Annotated in this window: 20 protein-coding genes and 1 pseudogene; all 21 read left to right on the top strand. The window is 59.7% G+C overall.

What is annotated here, in order from left to right; all coding sequences use genetic code 11:
* Position 1 precedes the first annotated feature (1 nt).
* A complete protein-coding gene (locus tag LQ231_RS26995) occupies positions 2-1,678 on the top strand; it encodes a toprim domain-containing protein (RefSeq protein WP_230175431.1) in 1,677 nt (558 codons plus the stop codon).
* A 1-nt stretch (position 1,679) separates the two neighbouring features.
* Entirely contained in the window at positions 1,680-1,988 is a 309-nt protein-coding gene (locus LQ231_RS26990) for a hypothetical protein (RefSeq protein WP_230175429.1), read from the top strand.
* Positions 1,989-2,307: 319 nt separating this feature from the next.
* On the top strand, positions 2,308-2,520 hold the full coding sequence (locus LQ231_RS26985) for a hypothetical protein (protein WP_230175427.1): 213 nt from the start codon (positions 2,308-2,310) through the stop codon (positions 2,518-2,520).
* Entirely contained in the window at positions 2,517-4,733 is a 2,217-nt protein-coding gene (locus LQ231_RS26980; RefSeq protein WP_230175425.1) for a DNA polymerase, read from the top strand. Before LQ231_RS26985 ends, LQ231_RS26980 begins: the two co-directional genes overlap by 4 nt.
* Before the next feature lie 255 nt (positions 4,734-4,988).
* Positions 4,989-5,264, top strand: coding sequence for a hypothetical protein (locus tag LQ231_RS26975; RefSeq protein ID WP_230175423.1), 276 nt, complete (start codon positions 4,989-4,991; stop codon positions 5,262-5,264).
* Entirely contained in the window at positions 5,264-6,127 is an 864-nt protein-coding gene (locus LQ231_RS26970) for a hypothetical protein (RefSeq protein ID WP_230175421.1), read from the top strand. Before LQ231_RS26975 ends, LQ231_RS26970 begins: the two co-directional genes overlap by 1 nt.
* The gene (locus LQ231_RS26965) at positions 6,120-6,311 is read left to right on the top strand and encodes a hypothetical protein (RefSeq protein ID WP_230175419.1); all 192 of its coding nucleotides are present in this window, start codon (positions 6,120-6,122) and stop codon (positions 6,309-6,311) included. Before LQ231_RS26970 ends, LQ231_RS26965 begins: the two co-directional genes overlap by 8 nt.
* An 11-nt stretch (positions 6,312-6,322) precedes the next feature.
* A complete protein-coding gene (locus LQ231_RS26960) occupies positions 6,323-6,781 on the top strand; it encodes a DUF3310 domain-containing protein (RefSeq protein ID WP_230175417.1) in 459 nt (152 codons plus the stop codon).
* On the top strand, positions 6,781-7,020 hold the full coding sequence (locus LQ231_RS26955; RefSeq protein ID WP_230175416.1) for a hypothetical protein: 240 nt from the start codon (positions 6,781-6,783) through the stop codon (positions 7,018-7,020). The genes LQ231_RS26960 and LQ231_RS26955 overlap by 1 nt, the downstream gene beginning before the upstream one ends.
* A gap of 2 nt (positions 7,021-7,022) precedes the next feature.
* A complete protein-coding gene (locus LQ231_RS26950) occupies positions 7,023-7,226 on the top strand; it encodes a hypothetical protein (protein WP_230175414.1) in 204 nt (67 codons plus the stop codon).
* Between the two features lie 221 nt (positions 7,227-7,447).
* Positions 7,448-9,085, top strand: a complete 1,638-nt coding sequence (locus tag LQ231_RS26945) for a portal protein (protein ID WP_230175411.1) — start codon at positions 7,448-7,450, stop codon at positions 9,083-9,085.
* Positions 9,078-9,980, top strand: a complete 903-nt coding sequence (locus LQ231_RS26940) for a hypothetical protein (protein ID WP_230175409.1) — start codon at positions 9,078-9,080, stop codon at positions 9,978-9,980. Before LQ231_RS26945 ends, LQ231_RS26940 begins: the two co-directional genes overlap by 8 nt.
* Positions 9,981-9,990: 10 nt before the next feature.
* Positions 9,991-10,521, top strand: a complete 531-nt coding sequence (locus tag LQ231_RS26935) for a hypothetical protein (protein ID WP_230175407.1) — start codon at positions 9,991-9,993, stop codon at positions 10,519-10,521.
* A 60-nt stretch (positions 10,522-10,581) separates the two neighbouring features.
* Entirely contained in the window at positions 10,582-11,553 is a 972-nt protein-coding gene (locus tag LQ231_RS26930) for a hypothetical protein (RefSeq protein WP_230175405.1), read from the top strand.
* Positions 11,554-11,616: 63 nt separating this feature from the next.
* Positions 11,617-12,213 (top strand): hypothetical protein, encoded by a 597-nt coding sequence (locus LQ231_RS26925; protein ID WP_230175403.1) that lies wholly within the window; start codon positions 11,617-11,619, stop codon positions 12,211-12,213.
* On the top strand, positions 12,213-14,594 hold the full coding sequence (locus LQ231_RS26920; RefSeq protein WP_230175401.1) for a hypothetical protein: 2,382 nt from the start codon (positions 12,213-12,215) through the stop codon (positions 14,592-14,594). Before LQ231_RS26925 ends, LQ231_RS26920 begins: the two co-directional genes overlap by 1 nt.
* The gene (locus tag LQ231_RS26915) at positions 14,591-15,076 is read left to right on the top strand and encodes a hypothetical protein (RefSeq protein ID WP_230175399.1); all 486 of its coding nucleotides are present in this window, start codon (positions 14,591-14,593) and stop codon (positions 15,074-15,076) included. Before LQ231_RS26920 ends, LQ231_RS26915 begins: the two co-directional genes overlap by 4 nt.
* Positions 15,055-15,543 (top strand): hypothetical protein, encoded by a 489-nt coding sequence (locus tag LQ231_RS26910; RefSeq protein WP_230175397.1) that lies wholly within the window; start codon positions 15,055-15,057, stop codon positions 15,541-15,543. The genes LQ231_RS26915 and LQ231_RS26910 overlap by 22 nt, the downstream gene beginning before the upstream one ends.
* Positions 15,544-15,552: 9 nt before the next feature.
* Positions 15,553-18,498, top strand: a complete 2,946-nt coding sequence (locus LQ231_RS26905) for a M15 family metallopeptidase (protein WP_230175395.1) — start codon at positions 15,553-15,555, stop codon at positions 18,496-18,498.
* A gap of 4 nt (positions 18,499-18,502) precedes the next feature.
* Complete coding sequence (locus tag LQ231_RS26900; protein ID WP_230175393.1) at positions 18,503-19,138, top strand: hypothetical protein; 636 nt, start codon at positions 18,503-18,505, stop codon at positions 19,136-19,138.
* 9 nt (positions 19,139-19,147) lie between these two features.
* A pseudogene (locus tag LQ231_RS26895) lies at positions 19,148-19,583 on the top strand (hypothetical protein); the annotation flags it as partial.

Raw genomic sequence — 19,583 nt, 5'->3', positions numbered from 1 at the left:
GATGCGCGACGGGAGCGGCACGGTCATCTCCAAGGGTTACTGTGCAGACTGCCAGTCGAAAGACAACCTCGCGACATACGCGGATGGTCACCAGTTCTGCTTCTCCCCTGGATGTGGCCTGAAGAAGAAAGCAGAACACGGAATGGAAGACACGACCTACGAGCACAAGCCGAGGCCGAAAGCGAACCAACTACCCTTCACCACCGCCCACATGCCAGAAGGCCTGAAGAAGCGCCGCCTGAAGCTGGAGACCCTGAGCCGATCCGGGTACTTCGTCCACAAGGAGAACGGCAAGACCCTTCACGTCTGTAACTACTACTCCCAAACCGGGGAGTTGGCGTACCAGAAGTTCCGGGACCAGGAGAAGAACTTCTGGTTCGTCCCGATGATGGACAACCCTCCCAAGATCTGGGAGTGCCAGCTATTCGGTCAGACCATCTATGGCGACAAGTTCGACAAGAAGGTGGTGGTGATCGAGGGCGAGATCGACAAGATGACCGCCGCCCAGGCCGCAAACTGGAAGCTGGCCGTGGTGTCGGTTCCTGCCGGGGTAGGCTCAGCCCTCCAGGCCGTGAAGGCGAACTACCGCTGGCTGGACCGCTTCGAGGAAGTCATCTTCTGGATGGATGGTGACGATCCGGGACAGAAGGTCATCCCCGACCTCTGCGCCCTGTTTCCAGGCAAGGCTAAGACCATCAAGGTTGAGGGCTTCAAGGACGCCTCCGACATGGCCCAGGCTGGCCGTGAGGGAGACATCTACGGGGCCATCTGGTCTGCCGTACAATACACCCCCGAAGGCATCGTCAACGCGGCTCTCTGTGCCGACGACATGAACGAGCCGGAAGGGGAGATGATCGCGGAGTTCCCTTGGCCAATCGTCCAGGAGAACACCCGAGGCATCCGGGAGGGGGAGGTAACCTACCACGTCGCAGGAACCGGGATCGGGAAGACCTCGCAGATCGTGGAGATCCAGGACCTCCTCCTCCAGAGGGGCATCAAGTTCGGCGTCATGCGCTTCGAGGATACCCGCCGCAAGGCACAGTTGGACCTCATGTCCCTCCGTGCAGGCAGGCGTCTCCACCTTGACCCACTTCCGGTCGAGGAGATGAAGGAGCTTCACACGGCAGTCTTTGGTGCTGGACAGGTTGAACTGTTCGACCCGGAGAAGGCACGGTGGGACTTCGAGTCCATCCAAGGATACCTCCGCTACATGGTCATGGCACTTGGGTGCAAGGTGGTCTTCATCGACCCCCTCTCATTCATCGTCGCCGGTACCAATGAACGGGATGAGCGCAAGGCCCTCGACAAGGTGGCCTACGAGTTCGCCCAGTTCGTCAAGCACACCAAGGCCAACCTCCAGATCGCTCACCACCTGACCAGACCGGAAGGGAAGGCTCACGAGGAAGGCGCGGAGATCAGCGTCAACCAGATCCGTGGCTCAGGCGGTATCGCGAACTTCTCGATGCTCATCATGGGCTACGAGCGCAACCAGCAGGGCGAGCGTCCGGACCTGACCCGTATCCGCGTCCTCAAATGCCGCTGGACCGGATGGACAGGCATTGCGGACACCCTCAGGTGGGACCCGGAGTTGGGACGCCAGATCGTGACCGACGAGCCATACCCAGACAGCAAGGGAAATGATGCACCAGCCTTCGGGCCGGTCGAGAAGGAATACTAATGTGAGCGAACGACTCCAGAGAGAACTCGATGAAATCCGCAAGGAGGTCCACGTCCAGGGGGTACGGCTCACGCTGGCCCAGTCTTGGGTCTCCTTCCTCCACTTCGCGTACGACGCACTCCTCTACCATGGGGTCAACTACCGGGTCCTGCCGGAGTACGCCAACTCCACCGAACTGGATGATGCCAACAAGCTGCCGGTCACCCAGGCCCGCACCAAGATCGTCCTCTGGCTGGAGAGGCTGAAGAGTAGCATCAACGCCACCGTTCGGCGGAAGAACTTCAAGGTCCACGAACATGACCCTTCGTGACCGCCATGGAAGAACGTGAGGTCAGAATGACCGCCAAGAGGATCGCCAGCGAGTTGATCCTCCTCCCGAGGGAGCATCGCGGCTCAGCAGAGTACACCGAGGAATACCTGAAGACGGTCTCCCAGTGCCGCCTCTGGAGCCGCCTGATGTGCGCCTACTGCGACTGTTACAAGAAGGAATGAAGAATGAAGTTTGGAGCCCTATTCAGGCTTTCGAGCTTCTGGATGGGTCTCCACTGGAGTCCGTATAACCAGAGGCTCTGCATCAATCCGATCCCCTGCGTCACCTTCTGGGTGGTATTCCCTGGAGGTAAAGTACCGTGAAAGTTTGGATACTCACTGGCCGCACGGAAAGCGGCGACGACGTTGGACCTTTCGTGTTCTCCCACAATCCGACTGATGATGAGCAACTGGAGGTCCTCAAGAAGACCTACCCCTCAGACTTCGAGATGTCCGAAGAGGAGCTTGAGGAGTATCCGTTCGGGTACATCTCCAAGACCTCCGTCGAAGAGTGTGAGGTCATCACGCGATGAGGCTCTGGTTCGACATCGAGACGAACGGGCTCATGCCCGAGGTAGACACCCTCCACTCCCTGGTCCTAAAGGACATCGACACGGGCGACGTATGGTCTGCATCCTCCCAGGACCAGCATGACCTGAAACTGGCCGTCAAGGAACTTGCCGCCGCCGACTATAAGTCAGGCCACAACATCATCTCCTACGATACCCCGGTGATCCAGCACTTGTGCCCAGGCATCGAGTTTAAGGGGGTCCAGCGTGACACCCTCATCATGGCGAAGATGATCTGGCCGGTGGACAAGCTGAAGGATCTGGACTTCCCACGATGGCGCTCAGGGAAGCTGCCCGGTCACATGATCGGCGCACACCGTCTCGAAGCCTGGGGCTACCGCATGGGGCTCATGAAGGGCGAATACTCGGGAGACGTGAAGAAGCTCTCCAAGGAGTTCCAGGAGCACGGCGACCTATCGCTCATCCCTGAGTGGGCTCACTGCCTCCTCGACGTGGACTCCAAGGGCAAGCCCTGCCTCAATCCGTGGAAGGCGTGGAACCAGCCGATGCAGGACTACTGCGTCCAGGACGTGGAAGTCACTCAGAAGCTCTGGGAACTCATCCAGGGACACTTCGACGGGACCGGAAAGGCCGCGCATGGCGTGGCGTGGTCCGAACGCTGTATCGACCTGGAGCACCGCGTCTGGTCTCACATCGACCAGGAGGAGCGTCGAGGCTTCGGCTTCGACCGAGACGAGGCCGTCAAGTTGGCCAGCAATATCAAAACCCGCCAGAACGTCCTCGAAGACGAACTGGTCAAGGTCTTCGGCTCATGGTGGCAACCCGATGAGGTTACCCGCCCTGCCAAGGACAGGAACGTCAAACGCAATGACCTACCCAATATCACGCAGCGACGAGTTAGCGAGAGAACGGGGAAGGAGCTTGCTCCTTATGTCGGCCCTCCACTCGAACGGTACAGTACGGATGCTCCCTACACCCCCATCACCCGTACCACCTTCAACCCGAAGTCAAGACAGCACCTTGGGGAGCGCCTCCAGACCGTCTTCGGATGGAAGCCAGTAGAGTTCGGTGGGAAGAACAACGATCAGGCCAAGGTGGATGAAACCACCATCAAGGGCATCTCCGAGAAGGTCCTCAGTAGGGAACTTCGGGAGATCATCCTGGAGTTCCTCGTCAACTCAAAGACCCTGGGCCAGCTTTCCGATGGGAAGAAGTCCTGGATCGATCTGTGCCGAGACGACGGGCGTATTCACGGACGGATGGACACCCTCGGTACCGTCTCTCACCGTGGCGCTCACATGGACCCGAACAAGGGTCAGGTACCCTCAGTCAAGAAGGAGAAGGATGGCGATGGAAACGAAGTCCCGATCCTCGGATGGAAGGGTGGATACGGTGCAGAGTGCCGCACCCTCTGGAAGCCGGGCAATCCTCGTTGGTGGCAGACTGGCGTTGACGCTTCTGGCCTTGAGCTACGCCTCCTGGGACACTACCTCGCGCCATTCGACGGAGGGCAGTTCGCGGAGCGGGTATCCACCCCCGGCCTCGACATCCACGCGGAGAACGCCAAGGTCACCGGCCTGAGCCGTGCAGACACCAAGACCGTCACATACGCCTTCCTCTATGGCGCTGGCCCGCTCCTCATCGGACTGGGAGTAGGCGTCCCCGAGGAAGACATCGAGGCACTTGGAACATCCTCCGCAGCCAAGAACTATGTGACGTTCATGAAGCGGATCATGAAGTCTAAATTCATTCAGCCCGACCTCCACACTCTGGCGCACGTCGTCAAGGGTCAACAGGTCCAGAAGGCGTTCCTTGAAGGTATCGCCGGTCTGAAGGACTTCAAGAAGGACGTGACCGAGCGAGCCACCGCACAGGGCTACATCGTGGCCATCGACGGGCGCAAGCTCTACATCCGTAAGCCACATGCAGCCGTCAACCAGCTTCTCCAGGGAGGTGGTGCCGTGGTCTGTAAGGAGTGGATGCTGAAGACAGACGAGCTTTTGCGGACACACTACGACATTACACCCGATGTGGACTATGGCCAGATGGGCTGGGTCCACGACGAACTGCAATTCGAACATCGAGAAGAGGCCTATGGACAGTACATCCAGCAAGCCTCCCAGAAGGCCATCGAGTGGGTTGCCGAAAGCCTCAGCTTCAAGGGCAAGCTCGCCACGGACGGTCGGACAGGACGCAACTGGAAAGACTGCCACTGAGGGCCGCTCCCGTTCGGTTCCTATAGGGGGCTACTTCGGGGACATCCCGGAGGAGATTTGGGAGGTGGTGGACCGTGCTTGGTACGATCCGCCGTCTATCTCATCCAACTACTCGCGCGAACGCGCACAATTCATCGCCCTGGCAGCATCGCTAGGGTGGATCAGCATCATTGCACCGGACGGATATTCACTGAGTAGGTCATGGCATGTGACCGCTCCCGGCCTCGCTGCGTTCAAGAATAAGGATACGTTCAAGTGACATTCTTTCTCTACTGGCTCCTGACCGCCGTCTTCGTGATGGTGTCCCTCGTCGCCCTGGGCCTGCGCCTCAACCGCATCGAGTCGAACTTCCTGCGCCGCCTCACGCTATTGGTAGTCGTGGTGGTCTGCTTCCCGGCCTTCATCCTCCTCGCCCTCATGGACTACTTCCTGCGCTGGATGGAGGGTGCTTTGGGTACCGCCGAGGCGGCCAAGAAGTTCCTCCACGAGATCGGCCCAGGCTTCTACGCAGACGTACGGGACACTTGGTGATGGCTGGCCGCACCGTCCTATTGGTGGATGGGGATACCCTGGCCTTCCGTGCCGCTTCAGCCTGTCAGCATACCGTCGAGACCCCCTCCGGCCACATCGAGTACTTCGCTCGACGGTGGGAGGGTGAGGCAGTTCTGGACAACATCATCTCCCGCCTAAAGACCCGCTTGAGGGCAGACGAGATGATCTTCTTCCTGTCCTGCCCATCGGCTGACAACTGGCGACTGAAGGTGGACCCCAACTACAAGTCCAACCGTAAGGACTCCGTCAGGCCGCTCCTCCTGGAGCCGCTCAAGGAGTACCTCCGCGCCAACTACGAGGCCAACCATGTGGCCTTCATTGAAGCCGACGATGCGCTTGGCATCTGGGCGACCGACCCCGAGAAGTTCCCCGGCGACCGCAAGATCGTGGTTGGCCGAGACAAGGACTTCAAGACCATCCCAGGCGACCATTACCAACTCCTGGACGACGACGAGAATGGTGAGCCCAACATCCGGACCTGGACCAAGATGGATGGCATCAAGGCCCACTACGCCCAGGCCCTCGCAGGGGACGCCGTGGACGGCTATCCGGGGTGCCCAGGTATCGGCATGACCCGTGCCCTCAAGATCGTAGAGGAGCCAGAGCGTCTGGTCCCAAAGGAAGGCGTCATCACCCGAGGCCCGAACAAGGGGAAGAAGGTGACCAAGTGGCACTCCGCTGGCCCATGCTCCATCTGGGAGGCCGTTGTGTCTCAGTACGAGAAGGCCGGTCAAGGTGAGGCCGAGGCCCTCCAAAATGCCCGTGTCGCGAAGATCCTCCTCCATGGGGACTACGACTTCGAGACCCACACTGTGAACCTCTGGGTGCCGTCAGATGACTAAGGCGGAGCGGCTCAGGAAGTCCCTCCAGGAAGACATCGACTCCATCATCCTGCGTCTGAACCGGCTGAAGCTGGGACAGGAGCGAAGGGTGGATTGCGATGCCATGGGCATCATCAACTGCATCTCTCAACTCAACTTCGAGAAGTCCCGGCTGGAGAAGATCATCATCTCATCCGTGGACTAGAAGGAGACACTTTGAAACTGAACATGACACTTGCACAGAACACACGTCTGCGCACCGACGCCGAGAAGGCTCTCCTGTTCTCCCTCTTCCTCCACGTCAACCGGGAACTGAATGACTTCCAACGTGAAGTCCTGACCCTCGTGCTCGACCACGAGAAGGGGACCCGTGAAGACCTCTCCAATGCAGTCCTCCAGATCAACCGTCAGGTCGAACTCCTCGGGGCCTCTGGATGGACACCGGATCGGAAGGTAGGGGACCAGGTACTCAAGCCAGACCACTACGACCGTTTACCGATGGAGCCGACCTATTTCATCGTGACCTCGGGCGGCTTCAACTGGTGCGTCGAGAACTTCATCAAGTACATCACCCGGTATCGCTTCAAGAATGGTCTCGAAGACCTGAAGAAGGCGATGCGGAACCTCGCCATGTACATCCGGCTCCTGGATGGCGACTCGAAGTGGAGCCGCTGATGGCATTCGACCCGTCATACAGCCGACCGAGTCCCCGGAAGGATCAGTCGAAGACCCCGAGGGTCACAGCAGACCTCGTGGACTGGCTCCAGAAGACCTTCCCGCCGATGTGCATCAAGGAGAACCAGAGCGAGATCTCAGCGCATCGCTACGCCTCACAGGTGGAGCTTGCCCAGCGGATCATCGGCTTTGCCAGAAGCGCGGACGACCACCCCGGCTTCAGCATCCAGGAGGACTGACCATGTGCATTGGAGGCAAGCAGCCCGAGGCTCCCGTCAACAAGCCGAACTACGCCCCTGAGGATGCCTGGAAGCACTTCGAGAGCACCAAGACGAACGAGAACGGCGAGACCACTGCGATCACGCCGCCCCAGGACGACACCACCAAGGAGAAGCCCACCTGGATCACCATGGTGAAGCCGTCCCAGAACCCAATAAGGATGTAGCCGCACAATGTGCACGAGCAAACCGAAAGTAACCCAGGCGGCAACTCCCGCCCCTGCACCGGCCCCTCCGCTTGAGCCCGCAGAAGTCCCGGAAGTGGGTGAGGCCCGTCGCCGTCAGAGCGAGCAGGCATACGGCCAGGAGGCTCCCAACTACCGCGTCAAGCGGACCACCAGCGTCCCGAGCGTGAACCCGAACCGACCAATTACCATGTGAGGTGCCCATGGAAAACCTAAGCGACACCTCCCTAGGGGTTACCGCCGAGGACTTCTACGAAAGCCAGCGGGCGGGACGGACAGGGCCGGTGGAGTTGGGTAGGCGTCTAGCCGATATTTCCAGCCCCTCGACGTTCCCTCCTGAAGACTGGAAGTCGGGTGACCCACTCGCCATCCCAAACCAGTCAGTCAACTCCTACGCCCTCAACACGCTCGCCTCCAAGATGATGCTTGGGGCCTTCCCTCCCGGACTCCCAGGATGGAAGTCTACGCCGGTAGAGCACAAGATGGACGAGGACATCCGGTCAGATCCAGCCCTGTATTCCCAGGTGGTCTACTCCCTGTCACGGCGCGATGAGACACACCGAATCCGCCTGGACTCCACCAAGACCCGGTCGGCGGGGACGCTGTACTTCAAGCTCCTCCTCCTGACTGGCAACGCCCTGGTCCTCTGGACCGACATCGACAACCCCGTGATCTACAACATGCACCGTTACGTGGTGAAGCGTGACGCCAAGGGTATCCCGATTGCCACCGTACTGAAGGACTCCGTGTCTCGAATGGTGGCGGATGAGGACGTCAAGGAGGCCGCTGATCGGAACCGATCCGGGGACGAACAGCACTCCAAGAGTCACTGGGATGATGAGATCACCATCTACCACGTCGAGAAGCTCATCAACCGAAGGGGCAAGCTTCAGTACGTCTACTGGCAGGAGGTGGAGGGCGGAGAGGTCATCGAGGATACCGTTGCGTATTCCGACTTCGACACCCCGACCATGTACCCCGGCGGCATGATCCCCGACTACGGCTCCGACTGGTTCCTACCGTACTGTGCCGACTACGAGGGTGACATGCTGGCCGTCGAGAACTTCGCGGCTTCCCTCCAGGACGGTGCAGCAGCAGCAGCCCGCTTCCTGATCCTCGTGGACCCGACAGGTCAGACCGACCTGAAGGACGTCCTCGACGCGGAGAACCTGGAAGTCATCCCTGGGCGCGAACAGGATGTGAAGACCCTCCGTTCCGACAAGGGTGGGGACCTCGCAGTCGTGGCCCAGGAGATGGAGAAGGCCGCTCGACGTCTCGGACAGGCATTCCTCATGTTCTCGTCCGTACAGCGACAGGGTGAGCGGGTGACCGCCGAGGAGTGGCGCATCCTGGCCCAAGAGATCGACCAAGCCATGGGTGGTCTCTACTCCAGCGTGGCCCAGACCTCTCAGCGGTACTTCGTACTCCGCTTCATCTTCCTCCACGAGGAGAGCGACAAGTCCATTGGGAAGCTCCCGAAGGACCTCGTCAACGTGTCAGTCGTCACCGGCATCGACAGCCTTGGACAGTCCACCGAAGGGACCAACCTGAGGGAGTTCATGGTGGAGGCCGGAGAGGCGCTGAACAACCCGGTGGTCGAGAAGTACCTCCATGTGGACGACTACCTACGGCGACTGGCCGCAGTGAAGAACGTCAAGTCGGAAGGCTTGGTGAAAGATCAACAGACGCGGGACCAAGATTCCGCAAACGCACAGAACTCCTCAATGCAGCAGACCATCATGGACAAAGCGACCGGACCCCTCGCGAAGGGCGGAGCCGACATGATGGCCTCGATGCTGGAGGGTGGGCAGCTACCAGAAGGAATGATGCCGAATGGCTAAGGAAACCGCAGAATACAGCATCTCGGACAGCGCAGGCATGTCTCTCTCCATGGGGGACGATGGCGATGTCATCCGCACCACCCGTAAGGCCCTGGAGATGGACACCTCGGACGTCAACATGGAGGACCTGGAGGATGACAATGAAGGCTCTCTGGAAGGAAATGAAGGCCTGGACGGCGAAGTCGATGCCGATGGCGATGGTGATACCGATGGAGACTCTGAGTCGGAGGCTGAAGGTGAACTCGGGGAGTTCGATGCGGACAACCCGGAGGTAGTCGAGGCATTCGAAGCCCGCTACGTGACCGCCGAGGGCAACCTGGACGTCGAAGGCGCACTCAGCGCCGAGTACTTCGCGAATGTCGAGAAGGGTGTCGATGGTCTCAATGAGGCCACCTATGCGTACCTCGAAGCCAAGGGCATCTCGAAGGCGACCGTCAAGCAGATCGAGGCCATGGCGGCGACCAACAAGGAAGCTGCCCAGAAGGGTGTCGCGGCACATGATCTCCGCCTCTTCGAAGTTGCCGGTGGTCCTGACGCTCTCAACGAGGCACTCCAGTGGGGTAAGGCAGGCGGCTACACGGCAGAACAGGTGGCCCGCTTCAACAAGATCGCCAACGGCAAGGACCTGGACGCCAAGGAGGAGGCAGTCGCCGCCCTCATGAACCGCTACCAGCGTTCGGACGTCTTCAAGACAAAGCTCGAAGCTGATCGCGAAGCTGCCACTCCGAAGATCCCCAAGCGGGATGCCACCAAGGGGCAGGGACGTACCCAGGGCGGCGTGAAGCCGTACGAGAGCCGTGCCGAGATGCGGAAGATCCGTGATGCGCTCCGTGACAATGACCAGAGGGGCTGGGCACTCCACAACCAGCGCCTCAAGGCCTCCAAGTTCGACTGAGGGGTAGATCATGTCCCTCCTTACATACATTCCATTCGGGGAGCTTCTCGTGAAGGAGGTTTCCGGGTGGTTCCAGCGGCGTGACACTATACGTGCTGCCAAGCTGGAAGCCGAGGTGGCAGAACTCAAGGCCAAGGCCGAGATCGCCGCCTACAAGGTGAAGGCCGACATCGAGTGGGACCTGAAGTGGGCAGACCAAGCGGGATCTTCCTGGAAGGACGAGTTCATGCTCATCCTCTGGGCGACACCCATGATCGGCCTCTTCATCCCCGGCATCCAGGCTCACGTCATTGAGGGCTTCAACTACCTCAAGGCGTTCAACGCAGACATCGGCTATTGGTATATGGCCGGTTGGGCAATCATCTTCTCAGCGGTCTTCGGCTTCAAGCAGGCGGCAGCACTCATGCTCCCAGGTCAAGCCGGGAAGATCGCAAGCATCCTTTCCAACATCCCGGACGACATTCCAGAGGCAGTGGTCGAGAAGGCCCAATCCTCCGTGGACTCCGTGCTGAAAGAAGGCCTCAAGCGCCTGTCCAAGTGACGGCTTGAGGTTCACCCCTATGGGTCCATGAGACCCTCTATCCCCAATGAGGAAAACTGAATGACGACTTTCTCCAACTCCGCTTCGTTCACTGCATCGCGCTCAGCGCCGGGTAAGAAGCCGGGTGGCTCCGATGACCGCGAACTGTTCATGCGCAACTTCACGGACTACGTCCTGGAGTCCTGGGAGCAGACGTTTGACTTCGAGAACCACACCTTCGTCCGTCCGATCTCCGCAGGCAAGTCCGAGGTCTTCCCGATCATCGGTCGCACCTACAACGCCCAGGAGCACGTACCGGGTGAACTGATCGTCGGCGGCACCGAGGAGCACAACGAGCGCGAGATCAGCCTGGACGCCGTCCTGTTCGACTCCAAGTTCATCGCGGAGATTGACGAACTGATCGCTCACTACCCGCTGGCCCGCCCGTACGCCCAGATCCTGGGTGCGTCCCTGGCCAACGAGTCGAACAGCCGTATCGGTCGCTCGATGATCAACGCCTCCCGTCAGCAGGCCGCTCTGGGTGGTCTCAGCGGCCACGCCGCGCCGGGTTACTACTTCGATGCCGCAGTTCGCACGGACCCAGCCAAGCTCGAAGAAGCTGCCTTCAAGGGTGTCGAGTACATCCGCACGAATGACGTCGGTGGTGGTCAGATGATCTACTGGCTCCCCTGGCAGCAGCAGCTTCTCCTGGCCCGCTACACCGGCATCGACACGGTGGACTCCTCGGGCTCAGGCAACCGCGCAGCCGGTACCGTGGGTCAGCTTGCAGGCCTGGGTGTCAAGGGTACCAACTCGCTCCCGAAGACGAACGTCACCACGGGCCGCACCAAGTACCAGGGCGACTTCACCAAGACGGTCGGTTGCATCTCCAACCCGATGGCAGTCGGTACACTCCGCCGCCGTGGCATCAAGACGACCATGAGCGAGAAGGACGACCGTCTGGGTACGCTCCTCATCGCCTCCAAGTTCGAAGGCCACGACTGGCTCCGTCCGGAGTGCTCCTTCGAGGTCACCGAGGCTGATCGAGTCTAAGACAAACGAGGCTCCAGGGTCACACCTGGGGCCTCACCCTACGACATTCCACGAGGTGACAATATGGCTTCCCTTCTAGCGCCCAGCAGGATCACGTCCCTGGACGCAGTCAACCTGATGCTCCGCAACATCGGGGAAGACCCGGTGTCCTCGCTGGGCTCCACCGCCAAGCCTACCGCCCAGAAGGCCGTCGCGATGCTCGCAGAGGAGAGTATCAACGTACAGTCAGGCGGCTACAATTTCTGCGTCGAGCGAGAACTCACGCTTCCGCCAAACATGGATGGGGAGATCGTACTCCCTTCCAACATCCTGTCATTCCAACCCGTGGGCCGCTCCCAGATGATGGTGGTCCAGGAAGGGGAAGACGGGAAGCTCTACGATGCCGAGAGCAGTACCTACCAGTTCCCCAGCGCCGTCTCTTTGATGGTGGTCTTGGGGAGACCATTCGACACCCTACCGCAGCCCGTGAAGTGGTTCATCACTCTCTCTGCCGCCATGCGGTTCGCGAACTCTGAGAACCCAGGTGGCGCTGCCTTGAGGGTGACGGCAAGTGACGTCGAGCAGGCCAAGGTTGGCTTCGAACGCTTCGACCGAAGGCTCCGCAAGGGAGGACTCCGGCAGCATAACCCACACTTCAGACGGATGAGAGGAAATAGGTGATGGCGATTGAGTCTGCGACACATCCAAGCCTGATCCAGGGTATCAGCCAGCAGTCAGACTTCTCCCGAGGGACGGCAAGCGCCGAGGACCAGGAGAACTGTCTCAATGAGGTGCTTGATGGAGTGGTGAGCCGAATGGGCTCCAAGGTGGTCGCGGCCTTCTCCGCCTCATATGCCGACCCCTTCGTCCATGAGTTCCGTCATTCAGACACCGAGAAGTACATGGTGCTGATCGAGAACGGGCAACTTCGGATCATCAATCGTGCAGTGGTCCCGGCAGTAGAGGCCACCATCACGGGTGATATCTCCTCCTACCTCAGCCAATCGGGGGTAGCCCGGAAGGCGTTCCAGGCGATGACTGTAGGGGACACCACCTTCCTGCTTAACCGGCAAAAGATCGTCGCGATGGGGGCAGCCCGGAGCGCGGCAAGGTCCAGCCAGGGGTGCGCTTTCATTCGTGCGGGCGGCTACTTGGTGACCTACACCATGTCCGTGGTTGTCGGAGGCGCAGTCTACTCCACCAGCTACATGACACCAGACAACAGTGTCGGATCGAATGCCCAGTTCATCGTGACAGACCAGATTGCGGAACAGTTCCGTGCATCTTTCACCAATACGATATTCCCGCAGATTGCGGCGGCAGGCAGAGGAAGCTTCACCGTCGAGCGGTACGGAAGCACTCTGGTTTTCGGGGCCAACGTACCTTTCAACCTCCGCAGTACAGACGGGGCAGGGGACACCCACATCCGCTCTTTCGTGGATGACGTGAAGTCCATCGCCGAACTCCCCCAGAAGTGCAAGCCAGGGTACACCGTCATGGTCTCCCCAAATGGCGCGGCAAAGGGGGAACGGTACTTCCTCCAGTATGTGGGCGACATCGACAATGGCCGCTGGGAGGAGATCGTAAAGTGGGACACCGTCCTAGGGCTCAATGCCGCCACGATGCCGCACCTTCTGGTCCTCACCGGGCCGAACCAGTTTGAGGTCAAGCAGGCGACTTGGGGAACCAGGGTGGCGGGTGATGGACAGTATACGTCTCAGAACCCGTCCTATGTTGGCTACCCGATCCGCTCCATCCAGTTCATAAGCGGGCGCTTGGCGGCGGTCTCAGAGTTCAACATGACGCTCTCCCGGTCGAGGAACGCCTTTGTATTCTTCCCCGATACATCACAAACCACCTTGGACACTGCACCCATCGACTACGACATCTCCAATGGCTCCTCAACGGCCATCGAGTACGGCGTCTTGGCCGGAGGGCGACTACAGTTCTGGGGGGATGGTCAGCAGACCTACCTGGACTCTGGACAGGATGCTATCCGTGAAGACACCACCGAAGTGCTCCCAGTGTCGAACTATAACTACGACGGTGAGACTCCTCCACGGCCAATCGGAATGTCATCTATCCTCTTCGGGAGTTCCGTAGGGCGATGGTCGAGGGCAATGGAGATCTTCCTCCGCAATGGTCTACCTCAGGGCGAAGTGGCAATCACGTCCCATGTCCCCAAACTCCTAGACGGGAAGATCCGGTGCATCGCAGCCAGTGAGGTATCCGGCAAGGCATTCTTCCTGACCACTAGGAGGCTGACCACCGCGTACCTCTACCAGTGGTACAACCAGGGCACCGACCGGGTGCAATCTGCATGGAACCGTTGGGTATTCCCGGTCCCAGGATCGATCATCTGGGCGGGCATCGACGGGGATACGGCGCACTTCCTTCTCCAGTGGAATGGAGTGATGACCTTGGAAACCGTACGCCTCGACTCCCAGGGTGACGAGGAGGAGGAACTTTTCCCTCTCCGCCTAGATCACCGTGTGGACGAGACCAGAGGGGTCTTTAGTGATGACCACTTCCTGGTGACCCTTCCCTATCCGGTCCCCGAGGACAAGCGTCATCTCTTCCAGGCCTACGAACGGCTGGACATTCTGAACTTCTCCCAGCGGGGACGTAGGCTACAGAGTGAATGGGTCAGCGCTACCACCGTTAAGGTCTTCTCCGATGATTCATCCCGCAAGTTCTTCTTCGGGACAGTCCCGGTGGCACGGCGTAAACCCTCCCGCTTCTACGCAAGGGATAGGAATGACTCCCCGATTGTCCACGAGAAGCTCCTGATCCGGGACCTCAAGACCTCACATAAGGACACGGTCACCTACGACGTCATCCTGAGGAAACAGGACGGAACGTCCACCACCCAGACCTTCAACGGTCGCATTATCGGGGACCCGACCATCGTCAACAATCAGGTTCCCGTAAAGACGGGGAACTTCAAGGCCACCATAGGCACCGAGAGCGAGGAGGCTGACATCGAACTCGTCAATCCAACCCCGTTCCCATGTGTGTGGACGGCCCACAAGTACCACTATGAAGTGACAGTGAAGGCATGAAGATAACCGTCGAGACTCTAACACCAGACCACCTCGTCCCAATGATGGATGACATCCGCCCTGAGGACTACAGAGAGTGGTACGCCGGGACAGGATCGGCAGACATCGCCGCCTGCCTCCAGCCGGTCTTCGAGGAGCGACGGTATGCGCGGGCGGCGGTAGGGGAAGACGGTAGGGCACTCCTCATCTGGGGAGCGGACGACCTAAGCCATAATGGTACAGCCTCCGTATGGATGGTTGCCACCTCTACCGCCGAGCGCCACGCGATTTCACTCCACCGAGCCCTCAAGAAGGAGGTTCCCACGCTGCTAACCCAGTGGGAGCACCTAGAAGCTTGGTCCGACAGTCGCAACACGAGGCACCATACCTGGCTCGAATGGCTGGGCTTCGAGTTCCAGCGTGAGGACTACCTCCAGCCCCTCGGGCTTCCCTTCAAGCTCTACACAATCAGGAGACCAACATGTGCGTCCAGGCCGCAGTAGCCCTCGCAACCTCCGTGGTCTCTTTCGCCGCCGCCGATGCAGATTACAACAACCGGGCGGAACAGTGGAAGCAGAACTACGTCAATGCCCTGGCCTCCGGTCGGGATGAACAGAGGCAACTCCAGATCCGCATGATCCAGGAGCAAGCCGGTCACCAGCAGCAGCAGCAGTTGGCAGAAATCGAAGGCGCAGAGGTCGGGGCCGAGGCAGAAGTCTCAGCCGCAGCGGGAGGTGTCTCGGGGATCTCCCTGGACAACATCCTCACCGGCATCAACCAGAAGATCGCCACCAAGCAGGCGGCAGAAGACACCAACTACATGAACACAGTGGCGCAACTTGGCGAGAGCCTGAAGGCCACCAACACCAACATCGAGAACCGCATCAACTCCGTTGCCAAGCCTACAGCACCGAACCCATTGGGTTACGCCCTCCAGGGTATCGGCGGGGCTTTGAAGTCGATGGAATAAGGAGACACCATGGCACGACCACAGGTTCGGGAGGTGTCGGGTCCTGAGCGTATCCAGGGGGTAGCATCCCCCGTAAGTACCTACGTCAGACCGGCTGACCCAGGAAGGTCCTCGCTGCATGACCTTGCAGAGGGACTAGCAGCATTCGACCAGGGGCTTGGTGGCTTCCTTGACAAGCGCAAGCAGGAGACCGATCAGGCCGACAAGGCCAAGGCCATCACCGACTTCCACCGGAATAACCAGAAGGCCTACGGCGATGCCGTCCGAGAGGGTCTCATCCCACCTACTGCCTCCAAGTCCTACGTCGAGTGGTACAAGAAGCAGCAGGGCCATCTTGCAGGCCTCAAGCTCACCGACAAGTTCTCCATCGACTACCAGCAGTGGGAAGGTCGGGACGGTGCAGACCCAGAGGCATTCGGTAAGTTCGTCTCCGGGTGGATGACCCAGAACGTTGGCCAAGAGCAAGACCCGTCGATCCTTGAGGGGCTCGCGCCGCACTTGGACAACCTCGCCTCCACCGGCTACCAGACGTTCAACCAGGAGCGAGCGACGGCTCTCCGCAGCAAGGCTCAGGCCACCTCAGGCGCAATCGTCACGGATACCCTCATGCGGGGCAATGACGCGGGACGTGCAGAGGGCTCAGTGGACTATGACGGTCTCTGGTCCAACCTCATGACCCAGCGCCAAGAGGCCATCGACACGGGGGAGAAGGCGGAAGACTTCGACAAGCTCATGGTGGACTCCATCATCCTCCAGGCGGAGGAGAGCGGTAACGCCGAGATGCTGAACCTCCTCGACCGGGCGGCTCCTGGTGAAGAACTCCCGATGTCACGCAAGCCGGAGATCCGAGAGAAGCGCCTCAGGGCCATGGACCGGATCACCAACAAGCTTGCATCCCTGGCAACAGATGACGCCCAGCTCCGTGAGAAGCAGGAGAAGCGTGCGCACGAGGAAGGTCTTGCCCAGGCCGTTCTCGCCCTGTCCAGCGGGGAGGAGGTCCCAGAAGAACTGGTCCAGCAGCTTTCCCGCCGCGATGGTGAGATCCGCTACAAGCTGGCGAAGTACAAGAAGGAGTATGGTGATCTCGAAACAACCGAAGATCCTCAGGCTCTCATGCTTCTCTATGAGGAGATCGACTCGGGGGCCGGTAAGGACTTCGTCCTGGAGAAGCGCCGCCAAGGTGTGATCAAGGACCCGGCTACCTTCCTGAAAGCAATCGACCGGGTAGACTCTGTCAAGAAGGCGACCGGCGATGGTGGCGTTCTCACCTCCCCAACCTACAAGGACACCGTCAAGTTCATCACGAATGCGACAGGCGTAGGGGAGTTCTCCGCACTGGATGGCGTCAAGGGTCTCTCCAGCGAAGGTATGGAAGCACTCTATGACTACCGCAACATGCTCCTTCAGTGGGACATGCAGAACCCAGGTGCCTCCCTCTTGGAGAAGGAGAAGCAGGCGAAGGAGATCGGGGAGATCATCCGGTCACGTATCGTCACTGACCCGAGTGGTGACCTTGCCGGTACCTACACCTCTGAGGCAGATGTCGCCGCTACACAGGCAGACCCGGTGTCAGATCCAATAGCGGGACCAGTGGAAGGCGTACCAGAGGTACCCCAGGCTGGCGCTCCAGCGGCGGTCGAAGAGGAAGGCGGTTACCTACCTGAGCCCCTTCAGAACCTATGGGACTGGGTTGCCGGCGATGACGAGGAAGCTCCTCAAGAGTCATCCATTCCAGCGGCACCATTCGAGGGACTGAGCGAGACCACCAAGCAGTCCATTGCGGCGTTCGCCAAGAAGAAGGGACTGTCAGTCGAGGAGGCGTATGGTGTGATCTCTGGGCGGGCACAGAAGCTCGCTCCTCCGGGAGTTGACCCAACCGTCACGAACTCCATCTCGACTGACACCCAGGCGAAGCTCACGACTCTTCTCCAAGACCCGCCAAAGGTAGCCAAGCTTACGGCCTCCAACGTTCCAGTCGCTCCGCTCCTCTCCCTTATCGGGAACACCGAAGGGACGGACAAGGGTGACGGTTACAACGAAACCCTTGGCTATGGTGCCTACACCGGGGGGGACGTTGACCTTGTCAACATGACCCTTGGAGACATCGACAATCTCCAGACTGACATGCTCCGCCACCCTAACAACAAGTGGAACTCCTCCGCTATCGGTCGCTACCAGATCATCCGCACTACCCTCCGGGGTCTGAAGGAGGAGATGGGACTGACTGACGACATGCCGTTTACCCCAGAGCTTCAGGACCGCATGGCAATGCACCTCCTGGAGCGCCGTGGCCTTTCCAAATGGCAGTCGGGCCAGATGTCGGACGACCAGTTCATCAACGGGCTCTCCTCCGAGTGGGCATCCCTCCCCAAGGCAGACGGAAAGGGTACTTACTCAGGCCAGCGGGTTGGGACATCCACCAGGGGTATGCGGGGAGTCCTCGACAAGATCCGTGGAACCGAGGTGGCCTCCATCGACCCATCGATCGGTATGCCTTCCAGTGACCCCTACGCGAACATTCCAGATGTGGACGAAGGCGGGAATGCAGGCCAGCGCGAGAAGTTCATGGAGTGGAACCCCGATCCGGTCGGCAACCATGAGACAAACCTCCAGTCTATCGATCCGCAACTCGGTGACGTCGTAAGACGCGCCCAAGAGATCGCTGGCGTGAAGTTTGTCGTTGGCTCAGGCAAGCGTGACGAGGCACTCCAGAAGAAGGCCGTGGAGTGGGGATGGTCCAAGACCGAAGACTCCGACCACCTGGACGGTAGCTCAGTAGACCTCTGGCCTCTCGATGAGGGCGGGGCAGTCAAGTTCGACCCTGCCATGCAGCAGGAGATCGTCATGGCCATGAAGTTGGCCGCAAAGGAACTCGGTGTCTCCCTCGACATCGGAGCCGAGTGGAAGTCCTTCAAGGATAAGCCCCACTTCGGCATCAAGAAACGCAAAGGATAACTAAATGCTCGATTGGCTTCGCAGCCTCCTTCCCTCCCGGAAGGCGGAACCTAAACCCGTGCCTGAAGCTCCGGCCCCCAAGCCCGAGCCCGTGGACATCTACTTCGTGTACCGCCCTCTGTTCGACCTCCTTGGACACTCCGAGGGGACCGACCGGGGGGACGGTTACAACGAGACTCTGGGCTACGGGATCATGCTCGATGGCAAGGTCACCAATGGGGCCGGTCCTGACGTGGTCCTGACGGACAAGACCCTCAAGCACATCGATGAACTCCAGACCGCCATGCTCCGAGATCCGGACAACAAGCGGTGGAACTCGTCTGCCATCGGACGATACCAAGTGGTGAGAACCACCCTCCGGAAGGTGCGGAAGACGTTGGGTCTAGATGACACCATGAAGTTCTCCAAGGACCTTCAGGATGCCATCGCACTCCATCTCCTGGATGGCCGCGGTCTCTCCAAGTACCTCTCAGGCTCCATGACGGAAGACACCTTCCTGAACAACATGGCCAAGGAGTGGGCATCCATCCCGACCACCACGGGTACCGGCTACTACGGCAACCAGTCGAAGACCCCGGTCACCCCTTCCCAGGTCCGCGCAGTGTTCGCGGAAGTGAAGAAGCGTCTGCACAGCAAGTAAGGAAGATACATGGACGAGGAACTACTACTGAAGGCTCTCCAGGAGGCCGACGCGGAACTACCTGACGCCGAGCAGGATGACTCCTCGTCCATGACTCCGGAGCAGATCGAAGCCGACCGCAACTCTGGATTCCTTGGGTCCGTTAACGAGGCCCTCCAGCCTCCGGATATCTTTCAGTCTATGGCCGAGGGTGTCATGGAAGCGGGGATGCAGACCAAGGATTTCGTCTTTGGGGAGCCCAAGCAGGAGGACAAGTCGGCCTTCCGGGTGGCTCATGAGGAGAACTCCGAGCGTCTCAAGGAAAGCGGCTTCGTAAATTCGGCTACCTTCAGCATCTCCCAGATGGTCACCGGCCTCGTGGGCGCTGGCAAGCTGATGAAGCCCATCAAGTTCATTCAGAACCTCCGCAAGGGTGGTCTCGCAGCCAAGGCCTCAGTGGAGATCG

This window comes from Rhizobium sp. CECT 9324 (assembly GCF_918741265.1).
Classification (GTDB): Bacteria; Pseudomonadota; Alphaproteobacteria; order Rhizobiales; family Rhizobiaceae; genus Allorhizobium.
Note: the sequence above shows the minus strand (reverse complement) of the source record. Positions and strands in the feature narration are given on the sequence as shown.

Excerpts from the sequence above, each read along its gene's own strand:
- LQ231_RS26995 (WP_230175431.1), top strand. The coding sequence starts at position 2 with ATGCGCGACGGGAGCGGCACGGTCATCTCCAAGGGTTACTGTGCAGAC.
- LQ231_RS26980 (WP_230175425.1), top strand. The coding sequence starts at position 2,517 with ATGAGGCTCTGGTTCGACATCGAGACGAACGGGCTCATGCCCGAGGTA.
- LQ231_RS26970 (WP_230175421.1), top strand. The coding sequence starts at position 5,264 with ATGGCTGGCCGCACCGTCCTATTGGTGGATGGGGATACCCTGGCCTTC.
- LQ231_RS26965 (WP_230175419.1), top strand. The coding sequence starts at position 6,120 with ATGACTAAGGCGGAGCGGCTCAGGAAGTCCCTCCAGGAAGACATCGAC.
- LQ231_RS26955 (WP_230175416.1), top strand. The coding sequence starts at position 6,781 with ATGGCATTCGACCCGTCATACAGCCGACCGAGTCCCCGGAAGGATCAG.
- LQ231_RS26950 (WP_230175414.1), top strand. The coding sequence starts at position 7,023 with ATGTGCATTGGAGGCAAGCAGCCCGAGGCTCCCGTCAACAAGCCGAAC.
- LQ231_RS26945 (WP_230175411.1), top strand. The coding sequence starts at position 7,448 with ATGGAAAACCTAAGCGACACCTCCCTAGGGGTTACCGCCGAGGACTTC.
- LQ231_RS26940 (WP_230175409.1), top strand. The coding sequence starts at position 9,078 with ATGGCTAAGGAAACCGCAGAATACAGCATCTCGGACAGCGCAGGCATG.
- LQ231_RS26935 (WP_230175407.1), top strand. The coding sequence starts at position 9,991 with ATGTCCCTCCTTACATACATTCCATTCGGGGAGCTTCTCGTGAAGGAG.
- LQ231_RS26930 (WP_230175405.1), top strand. The coding sequence starts at position 10,582 with ATGACGACTTTCTCCAACTCCGCTTCGTTCACTGCATCGCGCTCAGCG.
- LQ231_RS26925 (WP_230175403.1), top strand. The coding sequence starts at position 11,617 with ATGGCTTCCCTTCTAGCGCCCAGCAGGATCACGTCCCTGGACGCAGTC.
- LQ231_RS26920 (WP_230175401.1), top strand. The coding sequence starts at position 12,213 with ATGGCGATTGAGTCTGCGACACATCCAAGCCTGATCCAGGGTATCAGC.
- LQ231_RS26915 (WP_230175399.1), top strand. The coding sequence starts at position 14,591 with ATGAAGATAACCGTCGAGACTCTAACACCAGACCACCTCGTCCCAATG.
- LQ231_RS26910 (WP_230175397.1), top strand. The coding sequence starts at position 15,055 with ATGTGCGTCCAGGCCGCAGTAGCCCTCGCAACCTCCGTGGTCTCTTTC.
- LQ231_RS26905 (WP_230175395.1), top strand. The coding sequence starts at position 15,553 with ATGGCACGACCACAGGTTCGGGAGGTGTCGGGTCCTGAGCGTATCCAG.
- LQ231_RS26900 (WP_230175393.1), top strand. The coding sequence starts at position 18,503 with ATGCTCGATTGGCTTCGCAGCCTCCTTCCCTCCCGGAAGGCGGAACCT.